A 15145-nucleotide genomic window follows, 5' to 3' on the forward strand; every position below is an offset into this window, starting at 1 on the left:
ATTGGTAAGTTTGCGCCATGAATACTTCTCAGACGATATATGACCTGATCGGTGAAGAGCAAATCCGCTTGCTTACACACTATTTTTATCAGGAAGTTGCCAAAAACAAGGATTTGAAGAGACTTTATCCTGAGGATTTACTACCTGCAGAGAATCGCTTATTTCTGTTTTTACTTCAAGTCTTTGGCGGACCTGAAACCTATTCTGAGCAGAGAGGTCATCCCCGGTTGAGAATGCGTCATGCCAAATGGAAAATCGATGCAACCATGAGAGACCATTGGATGACTGCTATGCTAAGTGCCTTGGATAAGCTCAGCTTGGAACAGAATATCAAAGAAGCCATGTTGAGTTATTTTGTAAATGCAGCAAACCACATGATCAATCATGCGTGATCTTTTCGCAAGGCTGTATTCTATATACGCTGGGATAATCTTTGCGCTAAGTTTTCTACTGATCTTTCCATTCATTCTGATTTGCATCTGGGTTCCAGGCTGGAAAAAATATGGTCGAAAAATCAATCGCTACTGGGCAAGGGCTTATTTCATTTGCATTTTCCTTCCAGTCAAGATTGAGAAAAGTGAGAAAATCCAAAAGGACAAAGCCTACATATATCTCGCAAATCATTTCAGCTACTTAGATATAGCCATGATGGGCTTTATTCCCGGTGATGTTCTTTTCGTAGGAAAAGCCTCCATTCGCAAGGCACCTCTTTTCGGATATTATTTCAAAAACCTCCATATCGCAGTGGATAGAGAAAGACTAAAAAGCCGTGCGGAAACAATGAAACGTACTGATCAAGCCCTTGAATCAGGCAGCTCCGTGATCATTTTTCCCGAAGGTGGAATTTACACCAAGAATCCCCCACAGATGATTACATTCAAAAATGGAGCTTTCCGGATGGCCATGGAGAAACAAATCCCGATCATCCCTGTCACTTTATCCTATAATCATCTAATTTTACCCGATAATGGGAAATTGTTGGTGCACTGGAGCCCTGCAAAAATGGTCCTTCACGAGCCATTATTTCCTGATACTTTTGAATCTGAAAAAGCGTTGAAAGAAAAATGCTTTTATGTGATTCAAAGTCAACTCAACTTTGATAACTCAAAATCATGAAGATCGATACCAACTCAATTAAGAAAATCGCTCACCTTGCTCGATTGGAATTTGATGAAGGAAGTGCTGAAAAAATGTCTCAGGACATGAGTCAAATCCTCGATTGGGTAGAACAATTGAATGAAATTGATACGGAAAATGTAGAGCCGCTGACCACGATGTCTTCTGAAGTGAATGATATGCGTGAAGATAAAATTGGTCATCAGCTGGATCATGAAGCTGGCCTGAAAAACGCACCAAAAAGAGATGCTGACTACTTCCGAGTACCGAAAGTAATGGAGTAACATACTTGACAACCACATTGAACACCTCAACAATTTATAAAATCTTAGCCCTCCTATTTATAATTTCAGGAGGGCTTTTTGCACTGTATTACCTCATATTCGATCCGCAGCCTTATCTCAATATTCAGGCTGCTTCATTTTTGGACTCCATTCCTATCCCCTTTGATTGGGTTCAAATTGGACCGATTTCCTTTCCAATTCAGGTTGATAATTACTTGGTTTTCCAAGAATTCAAGACCTTGGCACCAGCGTTCCATGTGACAGAATCCTTAATTTATGCAGGGATTGTTTGGCTTGGAGCGGCCACTGTTTTGACCTTACTCACAGAGTTCAAAAAGGCTTATTTTATCGTTGGAGGCATACTTTGGATAGTTTTGCTCACATTCAGCGATTTCAACAGTCTGAACATTGGCGGCCAAAGCTCCAATTATCCTTTGATCATCTTGCTGAGTGCGACCTTGGCACCTTTTATATACTTTCATCTTTGGGGTCAAAAAGTACATTTTTCGATCAAATGGCTGGTTTTCTTTAGTGCAACTTCAATCGCTTTGGCACTGCTTAGCTATTTGAGTCCAATCACGAGCCCTGAGATTCATATTGCTGAGCACTCTCTGACTATAGGTTTTTGCCTTGCATTGGCATGGGTGATCTGGAATGGACACGGGATCCTTTCTGGTATTTACATTTTGCTGGCTAGAGTAAATAAAAACCTCAATCTGAACATCACAGTCCAGATCAGTATCATTGCCTTACTTTATATAGGCACACTTTTCTGTTTGCTACTAGAACTTCAAGGAGAGTTGACCTTACCATTCCCCACCTTCTCTCCTCTATTCTTACTCCTGCCTCTCGGCCTCTTTGGCTGGATATCTATCGGGGAAAAAGTAGATCAAAGTGATCAATTAGTATCCTATCCCAAAGTCATTAAAGCACTACATTTAATTGGCTTGGGTCTATCACTTTGGTTAGTTTGGAAGCTCAAACTATCAGGAAATCAACCTGCCGAAGAGCTTTTCAAACACCTTCTTATTTACTCCCAGCTTGGATTTTCGTTCTTCTTTTTCATTTACCTCATGGCAAACTTTATGTCTGTCATGAACTCTGGTAAGGCAATTGAAAAAATCCTTTACAAACCATACTCACTTGTTTACTACCATATTAGAATAGGTGGATTAATTGTAATTCTAGTACTGACCACTTATACTGGTGGGATAGTCGGGGTGCAGGCCAGTGCGATGACCAGTAATATTCTTGCAGACTATTATTACCAAATCGACAAGAAACTGGAGGCGAGCATCTTGTATGAAAATGCTTGGATGCGCTATCGCAAAAATCCTAAGGCTAAGTTTGCGACAGCACAACTGCTGATAGACTTAAAACAACCTTCGCTAGCCAAGCAGCATTTGGAAGAAAGTTTTGCCGAAGCTCCTCAGGTGGACAATATTTTGCTTTTGAGTGATCGATTGCACCAGGAAAACAAGGTTTTTGAAGCCATCTATTACTTGGAACGTGGGCTTACTTTATTTCCAAATAACCCACATTTACTCAATAACTTAAGTCTACTCTACACTAAAGTCAACAAATCTTTACAAGCACTGGAATTGATGCACAGTGCGGGAGAATCTGATCCCGTTTTGAATTCCAACCTAAGCGCTTTAAAGACTAAACTTGGACAGCCAGAAGCCAATCCAAATTCACAGCTGGATTTAATTTCACAGATCAATGAACTCGCCGCCTCAAATGCGCTGGCCAATGTGCCCACTGAAGATCTGTTACAATCTTTGGAGAAAAGCCTAGAGCAGGAAGATTCTCCGATGCTGATAAATGCGGGCTGGAGAAATCTCTTCTCCCAACTAAATAGGTCTAATCCAGGTGAAGATTTGGAATTGCTGGATAGCTTGGGGCAAAAGCCTGAAATGTTAGAGAATTTAATGTCACTTCAAGAAACCGGCGTGATTCGGAGTTTAGCGGCAGGAAGAGTCACTGAAGCTGTGAAAAACCTGAATGGTTTGGCATTCCGCAACCCAAATGACGCGGGATATTACCTGCAACTTTCTGGAAATATTTTAGCTCAAAACTTAGATTTTCAAAAAGCAGCAAACGAATTTATCGCTGCTGAAGAAAAAGGGTTTCAGGGATTTGATACGCATCATTGGAGCATATTTGGCTTGGCAGGTATGCCTGAAAAAGCAGTAGAAATACGAGAATTGTATCAGGTAAACCTTCCTTCCTACTTAGAGACTTCAGATTCAGGGATTCAAGAATACTTGACGATTATCGGGCAATTTCACCAATCAACATCCATAATGCTACTGTCTCAATGGCGGGCACTTCCTGAAAGTGAGTTGAAAACGGACATAGCAATTCGCTTGATAGCCTACAAGGCACATGGGCTTACCGTTGAGAATTTGAAAGAATTGGAAAAATTTATTTCCGATAAAATAGGCCCGAAGGAAGATTTAAAAGCCTTTGTAAGCAATCCCGATTTGAAGAATAGCGAATCAGTAAATTCCTATATCTCTTGGATCAACGCAAGCAATGAGCTCACAGCAAACCCTTACCTTAGTCCACTGATAATTAGCGCAGTAGAAGCAAATCATGACGAACTTAGCCAATATGAAATTCTTAACGGAGCCACAGAATTCAACCGCGACCCAATGCTATGGATTAAAAAAATCAAGGCTGCAAGGGAAAGCGGTCTTGACAATTACGCAGATGAATCATTGGAGTTCTTAAAACAATGGGTTGGTGAAGAGGAACTTCAACGCCTCCAAAACTTGAACTATTGATTCCTATTAACGTTTTTTGTGTAAGTGGAAATATATTTCAATTCCCAAAACAGTAACTTTAGCAAAACCTCCAGCCATGACGAAAATAATAGAAACTGACGTAATCAATAAAACATACAGAATGGGCTCTGAAATTATTCAGGCGCTTAAGTCTGTTTCTATTTCAGTAGACAAAGGGGAATATGTTGCCTTCATGGGACCTTCTGGTTCTGGTAAATCTACCTTGATGAATATCATCGGCTGTCTAGACACTCCTACTTCAGGAACTTACATACTGAACGGTAAGGACGTATCTGACATGACGGAAAATGAATTGGCGGAAATAAGAAATAAGGAAATCGGGTTCGTGTTCCAGACTTTTAACCTGTTGCCTAGAGCGAGCTGCCTAGAAAACGTAGCACTTCCGCTCGTATATGCAGGCATGAGCAAATCTGACCGCGAAGAAATTGCCTTCCAAGCATTGACAAATGTTGGACTTGGGGAGAGAACTAAGCACCGCCCAAATGAGCTTTCTGGTGGTCAAAGACAACGGGTTGCCATCGCCCGTGCATTGGTAAACTCACCTAGTATTATCCTTGCCGATGAGCCTACAGGTAACTTGGATTCAAAAACATCTTACGATATCATGGAACTTTTTCACGAGTTGCACTCCAAAGGCAACACGATTATCATGGTAACACACGAAGATGACATCGCTCACTACGCACACCGAATCATTAGATTGCGGGATGGATTAGTAGAAACGGACACAATAAATCCGAATCCTACCCGTGGAATTGCAATGCACGCCTAATCACACCTTATAATTTCAAATAGATTCTTATTTTTGTCCTTAGAGAATCAGGGGCAAGGAGATGAAAATTTACACCAAAACAGGAGATCAAGGAACCACTTCATTGTTAGGAGGAACTCGCGTCCCTAAATTTGACATTAGAATTGATGCATATGGGACCATTGACGAGCTTAATTCCTACATTGGGATGCTCCGTGATCAGGAAGTCAATTGGATGAGAGCTGATGTTCTCAAAGAAATTCAGGATAGGCTTTTCACCATTGGAGCAGATTTGGCCACAGATCCAGCCAAGCAAAATGTGAAAAAGCCGGATTTACTAGCTGTTGATATTGAGATGCTGGAAAAGCAAATCGATGAAATGGAAAAGCCCCTTGCTCCTCTTACCGCATTTATCCTCCCTGGCGGTCATCCTTCTATTTCTTTTGGGCATGTAGCTCGGACAGTATGCAGAAGATGTGAAAGAATTGTCACTGAGCTTGCAGCAATGGAAGAAGTTTCCGAATTAGTCATCCAATACCTTAACAGACTTTCAGACTATCTTTTTGTATTATGCAGAAAAATGGCTCAGGAGCTGAATGTAAATGAAGTAATCTGGAATCCCAGAAATAAATAATTAACGCCTGGCATAGCCAGACTAAAGGCAAAACCAATGAAGACACAACTTGCCCTACCGATAACTAAAATTCAAAAATCTAAGTTAGCGGAAACAGATTTCTCCAATTTAGTTTTTGGACGCACTCTCAGCGATCACATGTTTGTAGCAGATTACAAAGATGGTGAGTGGACTGATCTTAGAATTGAGCCTTATGGTCCTCTATCCATCAATCCTGCCAATGCAACCTTGCATTATGGACAGTCGATTTTTGAAGGAATGAAAGCTTACCGAAATGCAGATGGTAAAATCCTAGTCTTTCGGGCTGACGCAAACTGGAGAAGACTGAATGAGTCTGCAGAGCGTATGTGCATGCCAGAGCTACCTGAGGAGATTTTCATGGAAGGCCTTAGCCAGCTGATTGATTTAGACAGAGAATGGGTGCCTACGGCAAAAGGAGCATCACTATACGTGAGACCTTACATGTTTGCGATGGATGATTACATCGGTGTAAGACCTTCGGACACTTACAAATTCATTATCCTAACTTGTCCTGTAGGAAATTACTATAACAAGCCAGTAAGTGTGAAAGTAGAAACTACCTTCACCAGAGCTACAGAAGGTGGAACGGGTGCTGCCAAAACTGCAGGAAACTATGCTGCTTCTCTTTATCCAGCGCGTCAGGCACAGAAAGCAGGTTACGACCAACTGCTTTGGACTGATGGAAAATCTCACAGCAAAATCGAAGAAAGCGGTACGATGAACATCATGTTCAAGATCAATGGTAAACTGATCACTGCTCCGACCAATACGGGAACAATCTTGAAAGGAATCACTAGAGACTCAGTGATCCAACTGGCCAAAGACTGGAATGAACCTTTGGAAGAAAGGTTCCTGACGGTTGGCGAATTAGAGACTGCATTAAAGAATGGTACGCTTGATGAAGCTTTCGGAACTGGAACCGCAGCTACCATCGCTCATGTGGAAAGAATCAATGTAAATGGTGTAGATTACATGCTTCCAGCAAAACCCGCAGATGCATTTTCACATAGAGTCTTAGCAGAACTTGATGGCATCAAATACGGTAGCGTTGCAGATACCCATGATTGGATCATTTCGATCTAAAAAACCAATAAAAAAGGCTGCCTAATTGATCTAGGCAGCCTTCTCTTATTCTGAAAGAACTTGTGAATTTACGCTCAGAATCTTAAACTTTTTCAATCCTCCAGGCAAATTCCATTCGATCTCCATCCCTTCCTGAAAACCAATAAGTGCAACACCCAACGGTGAAAGCACGGAAAGTTTCTTTTCCGCAAGGTTGCCAAACTTGGGCAAAGTCAACTGGAAATTCAAAAGTTTCCCCGAAGCGGTGTCTTGCACTTCAAAGTGAGAATTAATCCGAATTACCTGAGGATCAATTTTAGCATCGGGTACTTTCTTGGCTAGTTCTATTTCTTTGGCAAGCAAGGATATTTCCTTGGTGATCAGGTGAGAAGGAGTATTTAGTATTAACTCCTTTATGGTATTATAATCTGATTTGGTGAGTATAGGCTTCATGATTTATTGAAGTAAAATGGTGATCCCGAACAAAAAAATGCCGGGTAAGAATAGGTAATTAGCTCTGAAAAAATTGCCCTACTTACGTAATACTTGAAAATACTGAGGGCTAAGAAATAAAGGCTTTGTTGTTTTGGCAGAATACACAACTATCCGGTTTAGCAGCTGAGGCTGCCAAAAAAGTGGGTTCGAGGATATGTTGTTGAGATATAAGCAATGTAGAGGGAAGTTTGCTATGGAGGAGTTAACCTACATAGGGTAAATCTAACGTTCCTATACCACATAGGTTTAGATTTTTTCAGATGAATTTGGTTCGATTTAACAAAAAGAACAGATCGTACTTTTGGGTACAGGTAGCAAAGATTTATCAAATGAATCTTGACAAACCTCAAACCAAAGGAATCTTGCCAAATGCAAGACCTGTAATAGCCCAGAGTGCAATGCCGGGAATTCTCAGGAACTGCCTAGAGTGCCAAGGCACGATCCGTAGTGATTTTTAGAAAGTAGATGCTACAAAAAGCTTAAATCCCCCACTCACGTTACTTACCTAATCGCGGTTGGTGAACTTAGGCGGACCACGTTTACTGAGCCTCTCCCTGCCTCAAATTCAAAGAAATTTTGACTTCCCGCGAATATTTAACATATGAACGAAAGAAAACTTTCAAATTTGTTTTTATTTAGCCTAATGAACTCCAGCAGAGTAATAAGTCATATGAATGTCCAAGAGTCAAGTAAACAAGATTCCATAGGGCTGCTAAAAGTCAATTTTAAACATATGAAATCGAGCATGACGAAGAAAGTCACACATTGGGATGATTATACTCTTACGAGATTCTCCCGAAGAAAAATAGGGTCAGGCTATCTGACCTTAATAAATCAACTTATCAACAGATGAAATACCTGCTCACCCTTTTACTGATTTTCACAGCATCCCTTTCCACTTTTGCCCAAGGAACAGATTTTATCCTTCTCAAAAGAGGAGCAAAACAGAAATCGCAAATTCGTTTCTACCCAGGTGAGACCATTACCTATAAGAGCACCAAGATTGATTACTTCGTCACCGATGTTATCCAAAATATTGATCAGAATTTCATCTATTTGAGTGAGAATATCCTTTCCCCAGAATCTATCACCGAAATAGACATTCGGGACAAAGACAGAAGAAATGGGACTTTAAGAGCTCTTACAGTATTAACTATGAGTGCTGGTGTGATCTTACTTGGCGCAGAATCCATCAACAGTATTTATCACGAGAACGAATTCTCCATCAGTAGTGGTGTTGGACTTGCTTCAGGGATTTTGATTGGAACGGGACTTGCTATGCTCCCCTTGCGCTACAAAACTTTTAAGAATACCGGAAGAAATAAGATCCAACTCATCCTAATGCGCATGGAATAATTGCGGATTACTGGCATAAACAGATATTTTTTCGGACTTTTGCCACCTAAATTTTAACCTAGACAGATGACTTCAGAACAACTGAAAGACTTGAAAGCCCGCACATCGGCTTTGAGGAGGTATCTTTGACTACGATCGTAAGAAAGCAGAAATAGAAGACCTGGAGGCCGTATCGGCCCAGCCTGATTTTTGGAACAATCCAGAAGAGGCAGAAAAATCAATGAAACAGATCCAAGCTCGAAAAGCTTGGACAGGCTCATTCGAACATCTTAATAAAACCATCGAAGATCTCGACGTATTGTACGAGTTCTACAGCGCAGAGGAGGTTTCTGAAGAGGAAATCAAGGCTGAGTACGTCAAAGCTGAGGCTGAAGTACAAGAGCTGGAACTCAAGAAAATGCTCTCTTCTCAGGAAGATCAGCTGAACGCTGTTCTCGAGATCAATCCGGGAGCCGGAGGAACAGAAAGCAATGACTGGGCCTCTATCCTCATGCGGATGTATATCATGTGGGGTGAGAAAAACGGCTACAAAGTCCGTGAGGTAGATGTACAACAAGGTGAAGTAGCTGGAATCAAATCCTGTACGCTTGAGTTCGAAGGCCCGCTGGCATTTGGATTTCTAAAGTCTGAGACGGGCGTACACCGACTCGTTCGAATCTCCCCATTTGACTCAGGAGGACGAAGACACACTTCTTTTGCCTCAGTCTATGCCTATCCAGAAGTGGATGACACCATAGAGATCGATATCAATCCGGCAGACATTGAGCTTCACACCTCCCGCTCTGGTGGTGCTGGTGGTCAAAATGTAAACAAGGTGGAGACCAAAGTGCAGCTGACCCATAAGCCTACTGGAATAGTGGTGGTGTGTCAGATCGAGCGTTCCCAACTTGCCAACCGGGAGAAAGCGATGCAAATGCTGAAATCCCGACTGTATCAATTGGAATTGGAAAAGAGAAATGCGGAAATCGCAAAGATCGAATCTTCCAAAATGCGGGTGGATTTTGGTTCGCAGATCCGAAACTACGTGCTTCATCCATACAAGTTGGTGAAGGACAACCGAACTGGACACGAAACCTCCGACACCCAACACGTACTGGATGGTGGATTGAATGAGTTTATGAAAGCCTTTCTGCTGGCGCAAAGCGAGGAGCAGGCGAGTAAGGAGTAATATTTAGGCCAGGCGTTAATCCTGGCCTTTTTTCTATTATAGATTTTATGAAAACAAGCTCTTCATTTTTTACCCTAGACTTCTCCCTACTCTGCCTGAGCTCGTTCTTGTTTTTCTCATCCTTCAATATGATAATCCCTGAGCTGCCAGCGTATTTGACATCGCTTGGAGGTGAAGACTACAAAGGATTTATCATTGCATTATTTACGCTTTCAGCTGGTCTTTCCAGACCTTTCAGTGGAAAGCTTGCGGATAAAATCGGAAGAATCCCAGTAATGATGATCGGTGCAAGTGTTTGCTTTGTGGTTGGAATGCTTTATCCCCTACTCAGCTTTGTAGGAGGATTTTTATTTCTGCGATTTGCACATGGATTCTCTACCGGCTTTACTCCCACTGGTGCTTCTGCTTATGTGGCAGACATCGTCCCTTACCAAAAACGTGGTGAAGCAATGGGTCTGTTTTCCCTTTTCGGATCTATGGGAATGGCAGCTGGACCAGCAATCGGCGGATGGCTGGCTACCATATTCCCTTTAGAAACAGTCTTCTATGTTTCTGCATTTACAGCTATATTTTCCATTTTGATTCTACTCAAACTCAAAGAAACACTGCCAAATAAGGAGCGGATTTCTTGGAAATTGTTTCAGTTGAAAAAAGATGAAATCATAGAAAAAAGAGTGCTTGTACCTTCAGGAATTCTATTTCTCTGCGCCTTTTCATTTGGTGTAGTACTTACAATTATCCCAGATTTCTCAACTCACCTAGGTATAGAGAACAAAGGTCTTTTCTTTGGGGTATTCACCCTATCTTCATTGGGAATCAGGTTATTGGCAGGAAAAACCTCAGACCGATACGGAAGAGTACCAGTCATGCGAGCGGCGAGTGCGACATTGGTATGTGCTATGATTATGATAGCTCTTGCACAAAGTAAGTTTGCCTTATTGGGTTCAGGGGTGCTTTTTGGATGTGCTGTGGGCATGTATAGCCCAACAACAGCTGCATGGGTGGTAGATTTATCATTGGATCAATTCCGGGGAAGAGCCTTAGCGACTATGTATATTGCTCTTGAGGCAGGGATTGGCATTGGCGCTTTGGTATCAGGCTTTCTCTTTGCAAATAGCGCAGACAACTTCCAATTGGTTTTTCTTAGCAGTGCAGGAATTGCAGGGCTAGCTTTCCTTTTTCTTCTTTTTATTAAAAGAGAAAAAAGACTAGTTAAACCTGCTTAAGGTGATTTCTGAAAAAGTGTTAAATACATTAAGCCTCAACTACCCTCGGTTTCCAAGAATTAGGATATAAAATCGAAAAAGGGAAGGAATGCAGCTGTGCCGCATTTTCCCTTTTCAATACAGCTTTAAATAATCCGCTCCCCGAGTATAGTCGAGGGAAAGACAACATGTATCACAAGATTCTTCTGAGGTGATTAATTATAGCATCCTTAATTCCCCAAATGCTTATTTGCTCTTGGAATCGCAAAAATCTCCTTCTGCCTTCCGTTGTAATACGTCACTTTTTCCCCATCAAATAAAGCACCTTCCTCCAGCATAATCCGCACGTCTTTATTCCATTCCGACACAAAGACCACGGCATTCAATTCAATAGCATAGCCGGTATTTGCATGAAGCGGAAAGTCACCTGCACCAGGAGTGTCACCTTGATTATCCCACATGCCTATAGTTGGGCCAGCAGAGTGCCCATAAAAACCTAATGGGTGGGTATAGATGCTTCCTCGAATCCCTTCTGCATCCAATACTTTTCGGGAAGCACGAAGAATTTCATTCCCAGTTTTACCAGCCACATAATTGGATGTCAAAATATCCTGAACTCTATTTCCCTGGGCAAAAGCTTTGCTAAGATATGCCGGAACCTCAGTCTCGCCAGCTTTCAGCACATAAGCCATTTCCTGAGTATCAGTATTTAATCTGAGATAAGTAATTCCAAAATCCACATGCAGTAAATCCCCTGGTAAAATCACTGACTCAGGAGACTTGGTCGCAAAATTTCTATTTTGCTCATTGTTTGCTGGATCCGCACGCTGAATATCCACAGATGGATGAAACCAAGTATCCAGCTTCATCTCTTTAATTTTTTCCCTATACCACCACACCACATCTTCGGTGGTCGTCACACCCGGAGTGATTACAGCCTCGGACAATCCTTCACTCACAATGGAATGAGCGATTTCCTGAATATGTTTGTAAGTGGCCATTTCAGGCTCAGTTCTAGTTTCCAACCAGCGAACTGCCAGCGTCTGGGCAGAAACAACATTTGCCTGGAGGTTTTGAGGCAAATATTCCAAAAACACCTGATGCTCATTTGTAGTCAACCCGTCTGCATGCCCATAATCTTTGGCGTAATTCAAGCCAATTTTCTTTGGGCTCTTTGAGGAAATCAAATCCATCAACGCTTTCCACTGGTCAGGCTGTGTCTCGGGATCCCAAGCTCTTTTAAATGATTTCCCTACATCGTATCTAGCTACAGCATAAGTTTCCACTGGAGCATTGGCCGAAGGCTGATACATCACTAAAATAGTTCTTCTCCTCGCCGCATGCCAAGTAGCAGGCAGCATAGTTCGGATCACTGGATCTTCATTATATTCTCTAGAAATCACCACCCACATATCTATTCCAGTCTCAGTCATTAATTCCGGGAGAAGATTCTCAATTCGGTATTCTAACCAGCTATCTATTACCTCAGCTTGATCGCGCTGGGTCAGGACGGCAAGGTTTTGAGAGAAAGCACAATTAGAAATAAATAGTAGAGAAAAGACAAAGAGGAGCTTTTTGGTCATATCAGATTGGATTAATCCTGAAGATAAAACAAAATGTATAATTAGGAAGATCCACACTGTTCTAAAACTCTTAGGCTATGACAGCCGGTTTATTTACGGCAATCATGCGATTACTTAGTTTATGAAAACGGTAAAATAGTACCACAGCAGTCACAGAAAGACCTATCAACAAGCCATACCAGATCCCTTTTTCGGCGAAGCCTAGTTCAAACGCCAAAAAATAACCTAATGGAAGTCCAATAACCCAATAAGCCACTAAGGTGATCAATGTTGGGAATCTCACATCTTCAAGCCCTCTGAGTACGCCTAAACCTGCTACTTGCACTCCGTCAGAAAGTTGGAATAATCCCGCAATGATCAGTAATGATGCCGATAAAGCGACAACCTCCTCACTATCGATGTAAAGGGTCGGAAGATAGAATCTCATCAGGATAAAGATCAATCCGGTAATCGTCATGAATACCAAGACCATCCCAAAAACCACCATACCTGCTTCCCGCATTCCTCTAAAATTATTACGACCAATCTGATTACTCACACGGATCATACCTGCTGTACTCAGCCCAGACACCATCATGTAACTCACTGATGCGAGATTTATAGCAATCTGATGTGCTGCAAGTGCATTGACACCTATCCATCCCATCATGATGGCAGCTGCACTGAATGCACTTACTTCGAATATGTATTGAAAGCCAGTGGGCACTCCTATTTTTAAAATCCTATTCAATAGTAAGAATCTCAACTTCCCTATTCCCAGTTGTAGATTAAAAATGCTATATCTTTTGGAACGCATCACATAGAGTCCCATCATAATCGGCATTAAGATTCGGGAAATCAGCGTAGCTAACCCTGCACCATTCAATCCCATTTCTGGAGCGCCAAGGTTACCATAGATCAATACCCAGTTTAGAAAAACGTTGACTAGGTTACAAAATATCGTCACGTACATCGCCTGCTTAGTCTGCGAAATCCCCTCTGCTAGCTGCTTGAATGACTGAAAAATCATGAAAGGTAACAGCGAGGCAGTAATAATATAGAGGTAAGGAATCGTAAGCCTCACCACCTCTTCTGGCTGGTCCAAAAAATGTAAGCCCTGAGACAAGCCAATCACCACTATTGTAAGAAGCACTGCCGTAGAGATATTGATCCACAATCCATGCTGGAACAAATGGCCAATTCTTTTGAACTTCCCTTTGCCTTCAGCCACAGACACCAACGGGGTGATTCCCATAGAAATCCCCATGCCAAACATGAGGATTACGAAGAAAATACTATTCCCCAATGAAGCGGCGGCCAATGGCACTGCTCCCATTCTTCCCACCATCATACTATCGGCCACCCCGACCAATACCTGGCCGAGTTGGCTCAGGACTACAGGGAATGCTAATGTAAATGTGGTGCTAAAATGATCTTTAATCGTCATGTTATAAGTTTAGAATTCTTGCAGCCTTTAGAACTCCGGCAATACTGATCCCATCAGTGATCGCTCCATTCATCACCATTTCCAGCACTTCTGTGAATGGTAATTTCCTGATTTTAAGCACTTCCGTCTCTTCAAATTCAGTTTCCCCTTGCGTAAGTCCTTCGGCTAAATACACAAAACCCACTTCGTCTGTAACTGAATTTGACGTGTGAATTTTCATTATTTCCGTCCATTTTGCGGCGGTCAATCCTGTCTCTTCTTTGAGTTCACGTTTGGCGCTTTCTAATTTATCCTCATCCAATGGCCCACCACCCATAGGAATCTCCCAAGCATATTCATCGAGGGGATAGCGATATTGACCAATCAACCAAGTATTCAGATCCTCATCAATAGGAATGATACCCATCGCTCGGTTTTTGAAGTGCACTTTACCATAAACTCCTTCGTTGCCAGCAGGATTTATGATATCGTGATGCTCTACTTTAATCCAGGGATTTTCATAAATCGGATTAATCTTCTTGGTTTTCCAGGGATTCTGTTCCATGTGTTCAAAAAAAAAAAGGGTGACATATGCCACCCTTTAAAATTTATTAAGGCTGATTAGGCCGGGATAGGCATTACTTTAGAATCCTTAAAAGTAGATAGAATAACCATGGATTGCATGGAATCTACTTCTTTGATTTCAGACACTTTTTCAAGCATCAAGTTCTGGTATGACGTGATATCTTTTGCGATAATCTTCAAGATAAAATCACCAGTACCAGTGATGTGATGACATTCAATCACTTCCTGAATTATATTGATTTCACGCATAAATGCTTCAATATTACCCTTATTGTGACCAATCAAGCTCACCAAAACAAAAGTACTCACACCCAAGCCGATCTTCTCTGGATCCAGTTTGGCATGATAACTCTTAATTATACCTGACTGCTCTAGTTTCTTCACTCGCTCCAAGGTAGGAGCAGGAGAAAGACCTATATCTTTGGACAACTGAGCGTTTGTGATTTTGGCATTTGCCTGAAGGATTTCCAGAATCTTTCTATCGATTTTGTCGAATTTTATTCTTAAGCTATGATCCATGATCTCTTGCATTTACAAAATTTTATATGGTGCAAAGTTAATATAATTGATGATTGTTTTAAACCATTCATCAGAATTTTAGAGAGTAAAATCGAAATTTTATTAATATTTAGAAGTCAAAACGCAAACAATCCTTTCAAAATCCTTTGCC

The 15145-nt window shown here is 41.6% G+C and carries 15 protein-coding genes; 10 read left to right on the forward strand and 5 right to left on the reverse strand.

Annotated features, from left to right (window positions below; all coding sequences use genetic code 11):
* The first annotated feature begins 17 nt into the window (after nucleotides 1–17).
* The 7 genes from AACZ87_RS19135 to AACZ87_RS19165 all read left to right on the forward strand — a co-directional run bounded on the left by AACZ87_RS19135 (nucleotide 18) and on the right by AACZ87_RS19165 (nucleotide 6699).
* Nucleotides 18–392, forward strand: coding sequence for a cyanoglobin (locus tag AACZ87_RS19135; RefSeq protein WP_339869560.1), 375 nt, complete (start codon nucleotides 18–20; stop codon nucleotides 390–392).
* Nucleotides 385–1116, forward strand: a complete 732-nt coding sequence (locus tag AACZ87_RS19140) for a lysophospholipid acyltransferase family protein (RefSeq protein WP_339869561.1) — start codon at nucleotides 385–387, stop codon at nucleotides 1114–1116. Before AACZ87_RS19135 ends, AACZ87_RS19140 begins: the two co-directional genes overlap by 8 nt.
* Nucleotides 1113–1400, forward strand: a complete 288-nt coding sequence (gene gatC, locus AACZ87_RS19145; RefSeq protein WP_339869563.1) for an Asp-tRNA(Asn)/Glu-tRNA(Gln) amidotransferase subunit GatC — start codon at nucleotides 1113–1115, stop codon at nucleotides 1398–1400. The genes AACZ87_RS19140 and gatC overlap by 4 nt, the downstream gene beginning before the upstream one ends.
* Before the next feature lie 17 nt (nucleotides 1401–1417).
* A complete protein-coding gene (locus tag AACZ87_RS19150; RefSeq protein WP_339869564.1) occupies nucleotides 1418–4189 on the forward strand; it encodes a hypothetical protein in 2772 nt (923 codons plus the stop codon).
* A 76-nt stretch (nucleotides 4190–4265) separates the two neighbouring features.
* The gene (locus AACZ87_RS19155) at nucleotides 4266–4982 is read left to right on the forward strand and encodes an ABC transporter ATP-binding protein (protein ID WP_339869566.1); all 717 of its coding nucleotides are present in this window, start codon (nucleotides 4266–4268) and stop codon (nucleotides 4980–4982) included.
* A gap of 61 nt (nucleotides 4983–5043) precedes the next feature.
* Nucleotides 5044–5595, forward strand: a complete 552-nt coding sequence (locus tag AACZ87_RS19160; RefSeq protein ID WP_339869568.1) for a cob(I)yrinic acid a,c-diamide adenosyltransferase — start codon at nucleotides 5044–5046, stop codon at nucleotides 5593–5595.
* 36 nt (nucleotides 5596–5631) lie between these two features.
* On the forward strand, nucleotides 5632–6699 hold the full coding sequence (locus AACZ87_RS19165; protein WP_339869570.1) for a branched-chain amino acid aminotransferase: 1068 nt from the start codon (nucleotides 5632–5634) through the stop codon (nucleotides 6697–6699).
* A 45-nt stretch (nucleotides 6700–6744) separates the two neighbouring features.
* On the opposite strand, the gene AACZ87_RS19170 is transcribed toward AACZ87_RS19165, so the two are convergent.
* Nucleotides 6745–7131, reverse strand: coding sequence for a GreA/GreB family elongation factor (locus AACZ87_RS19170; RefSeq protein WP_339869571.1), 387 nt, complete (start codon nucleotides 7129–7131; stop codon nucleotides 6745–6747).
* A gap of 891 nt (nucleotides 7132–8022) precedes the next feature.
* On the opposite strand from AACZ87_RS19170, the gene AACZ87_RS19175 reads away from it, so the two are divergent.
* The 3 genes from AACZ87_RS19175 to AACZ87_RS19185 all read left to right on the forward strand — a co-directional run bounded on the left by AACZ87_RS19175 (nucleotide 8023) and on the right by AACZ87_RS19185 (nucleotide 10923).
* A complete protein-coding gene (locus tag AACZ87_RS19175) occupies nucleotides 8023–8529 on the forward strand; it encodes a hypothetical protein (protein WP_339869572.1) in 507 nt (168 codons plus the stop codon).
* 66 nt (nucleotides 8530–8595) lie between these two features.
* Nucleotides 8596–9697 (forward strand): peptide chain release factor 2 gene (gene prfB / locus AACZ87_RS19180; RefSeq protein ID WP_339869574.1). Its coding sequence is split into 2 segments (ribosomal slippage): nucleotides 8596–8655 and nucleotides 8657–9697, totalling 1101 coding nucleotides; the frame shifts between segments, so codons are not numbered across the junction.
* 47 nt (nucleotides 9698–9744) lie between these two features.
* A complete protein-coding gene (locus tag AACZ87_RS19185) occupies nucleotides 9745–10923 on the forward strand; it encodes an MFS transporter (protein WP_339869575.1) in 1179 nt (392 codons plus the stop codon).
* Between the two features lie 209 nt (nucleotides 10924–11132).
* On the opposite strand, the gene AACZ87_RS19190 is transcribed toward AACZ87_RS19185, so the two are convergent.
* The 4 genes from AACZ87_RS19190 to AACZ87_RS19205 all read right to left on the reverse strand — a co-directional run bounded on the left by AACZ87_RS19190 (nucleotide 11133) and on the right by AACZ87_RS19205 (nucleotide 14994).
* Nucleotides 11133–12485: a M24 family metallopeptidase gene (locus AACZ87_RS19190; protein ID WP_339869576.1), complete on the reverse strand. Its 1353-nt coding sequence runs from the start codon at nucleotides 12483–12485 to the stop codon at nucleotides 11133–11135.
* A 70-nt stretch (nucleotides 12486–12555) separates the two neighbouring features.
* Nucleotides 12556–13911 (reverse strand): MATE family efflux transporter, encoded by a 1356-nt coding sequence (locus AACZ87_RS19195; RefSeq protein WP_339869577.1) that lies wholly within the window; start codon nucleotides 13909–13911, stop codon nucleotides 12556–12558.
* Between the two features lies 1 nt (nucleotide 13912).
* Complete coding sequence (locus AACZ87_RS19200; protein ID WP_339869579.1) at nucleotides 13913–14455, reverse strand: NUDIX hydrolase; 543 nt, start codon at nucleotides 14453–14455, stop codon at nucleotides 13913–13915.
* 56 nt (nucleotides 14456–14511) lie between these two features.
* The gene (locus tag AACZ87_RS19205; RefSeq protein WP_339869603.1) at nucleotides 14512–14994 is read right to left on the reverse strand and encodes an Lrp/AsnC family transcriptional regulator; all 483 of its coding nucleotides are present in this window, start codon (nucleotides 14992–14994) and stop codon (nucleotides 14512–14514) included.
* Nucleotides 14995–15145: the final 151 nt, after the last annotated feature.

This window comes from uncultured Algoriphagus sp. (genome assembly GCF_963974365.1).
In the GTDB taxonomy this organism is placed as follows: Bacteria; Bacteroidota; Bacteroidia; order Cytophagales; family Cyclobacteriaceae; genus Algoriphagus.

Coding starts and splice junctions, on each gene's coding strand:
- AACZ87_RS19185 (WP_339869575.1), top strand. CDS start 9,745: ATGAAAACAAGCTCTTCATTTTTTACCCTAGACTTCTCCCTACTCTGC.
- AACZ87_RS19195 (WP_339869577.1), bottom strand. CDS start 13,911: ATGACGATTAAAGATCATTTTAGCACCACATTTACATTAGCATTCCCT.
- AACZ87_RS19170 (WP_339869571.1), bottom strand. CDS start 7,131: ATGAAGCCTATACTCACCAAATCAGATTATAATACCATAAAGGAGTTA.
- AACZ87_RS19190 (WP_339869576.1), bottom strand. CDS start 12,485: ATGACCAAAAAGCTCCTCTTTGTCTTTTCTCTACTATTTATTTCTAAT.
- AACZ87_RS19140 (WP_339869561.1), top strand. CDS start 385: ATGCGTGATCTTTTCGCAAGGCTGTATTCTATATACGCTGGGATAATC.
- AACZ87_RS19155 (WP_339869566.1), top strand. CDS start 4,266: ATGACGAAAATAATAGAAACTGACGTAATCAATAAAACATACAGAATG.
- AACZ87_RS19175 (WP_339869572.1), top strand. CDS start 8,023: ATGAAATACCTGCTCACCCTTTTACTGATTTTCACAGCATCCCTTTCC.
- AACZ87_RS19200 (WP_339869579.1), bottom strand. CDS start 14,455: ATGGAACAGAATCCCTGGAAAACCAAGAAGATTAATCCGATTTATGAA.
- gatC (WP_339869563.1), top strand. CDS start 1,113: ATGAAGATCGATACCAACTCAATTAAGAAAATCGCTCACCTTGCTCGA.
- AACZ87_RS19165 (WP_339869570.1), top strand. CDS start 5,632: ATGAAGACACAACTTGCCCTACCGATAACTAAAATTCAAAAATCTAAG.
- AACZ87_RS19135 (WP_339869560.1), top strand. CDS start 18: ATGAATACTTCTCAGACGATATATGACCTGATCGGTGAAGAGCAAATC.
- AACZ87_RS19205 (WP_339869603.1), bottom strand. CDS start 14,994: ATGGATCATAGCTTAAGAATAAAATTCGACAAAATCGATAGAAAGATT.
- AACZ87_RS19160 (WP_339869568.1), top strand. CDS start 5,044: ATGAAAATTTACACCAAAACAGGAGATCAAGGAACCACTTCATTGTTA.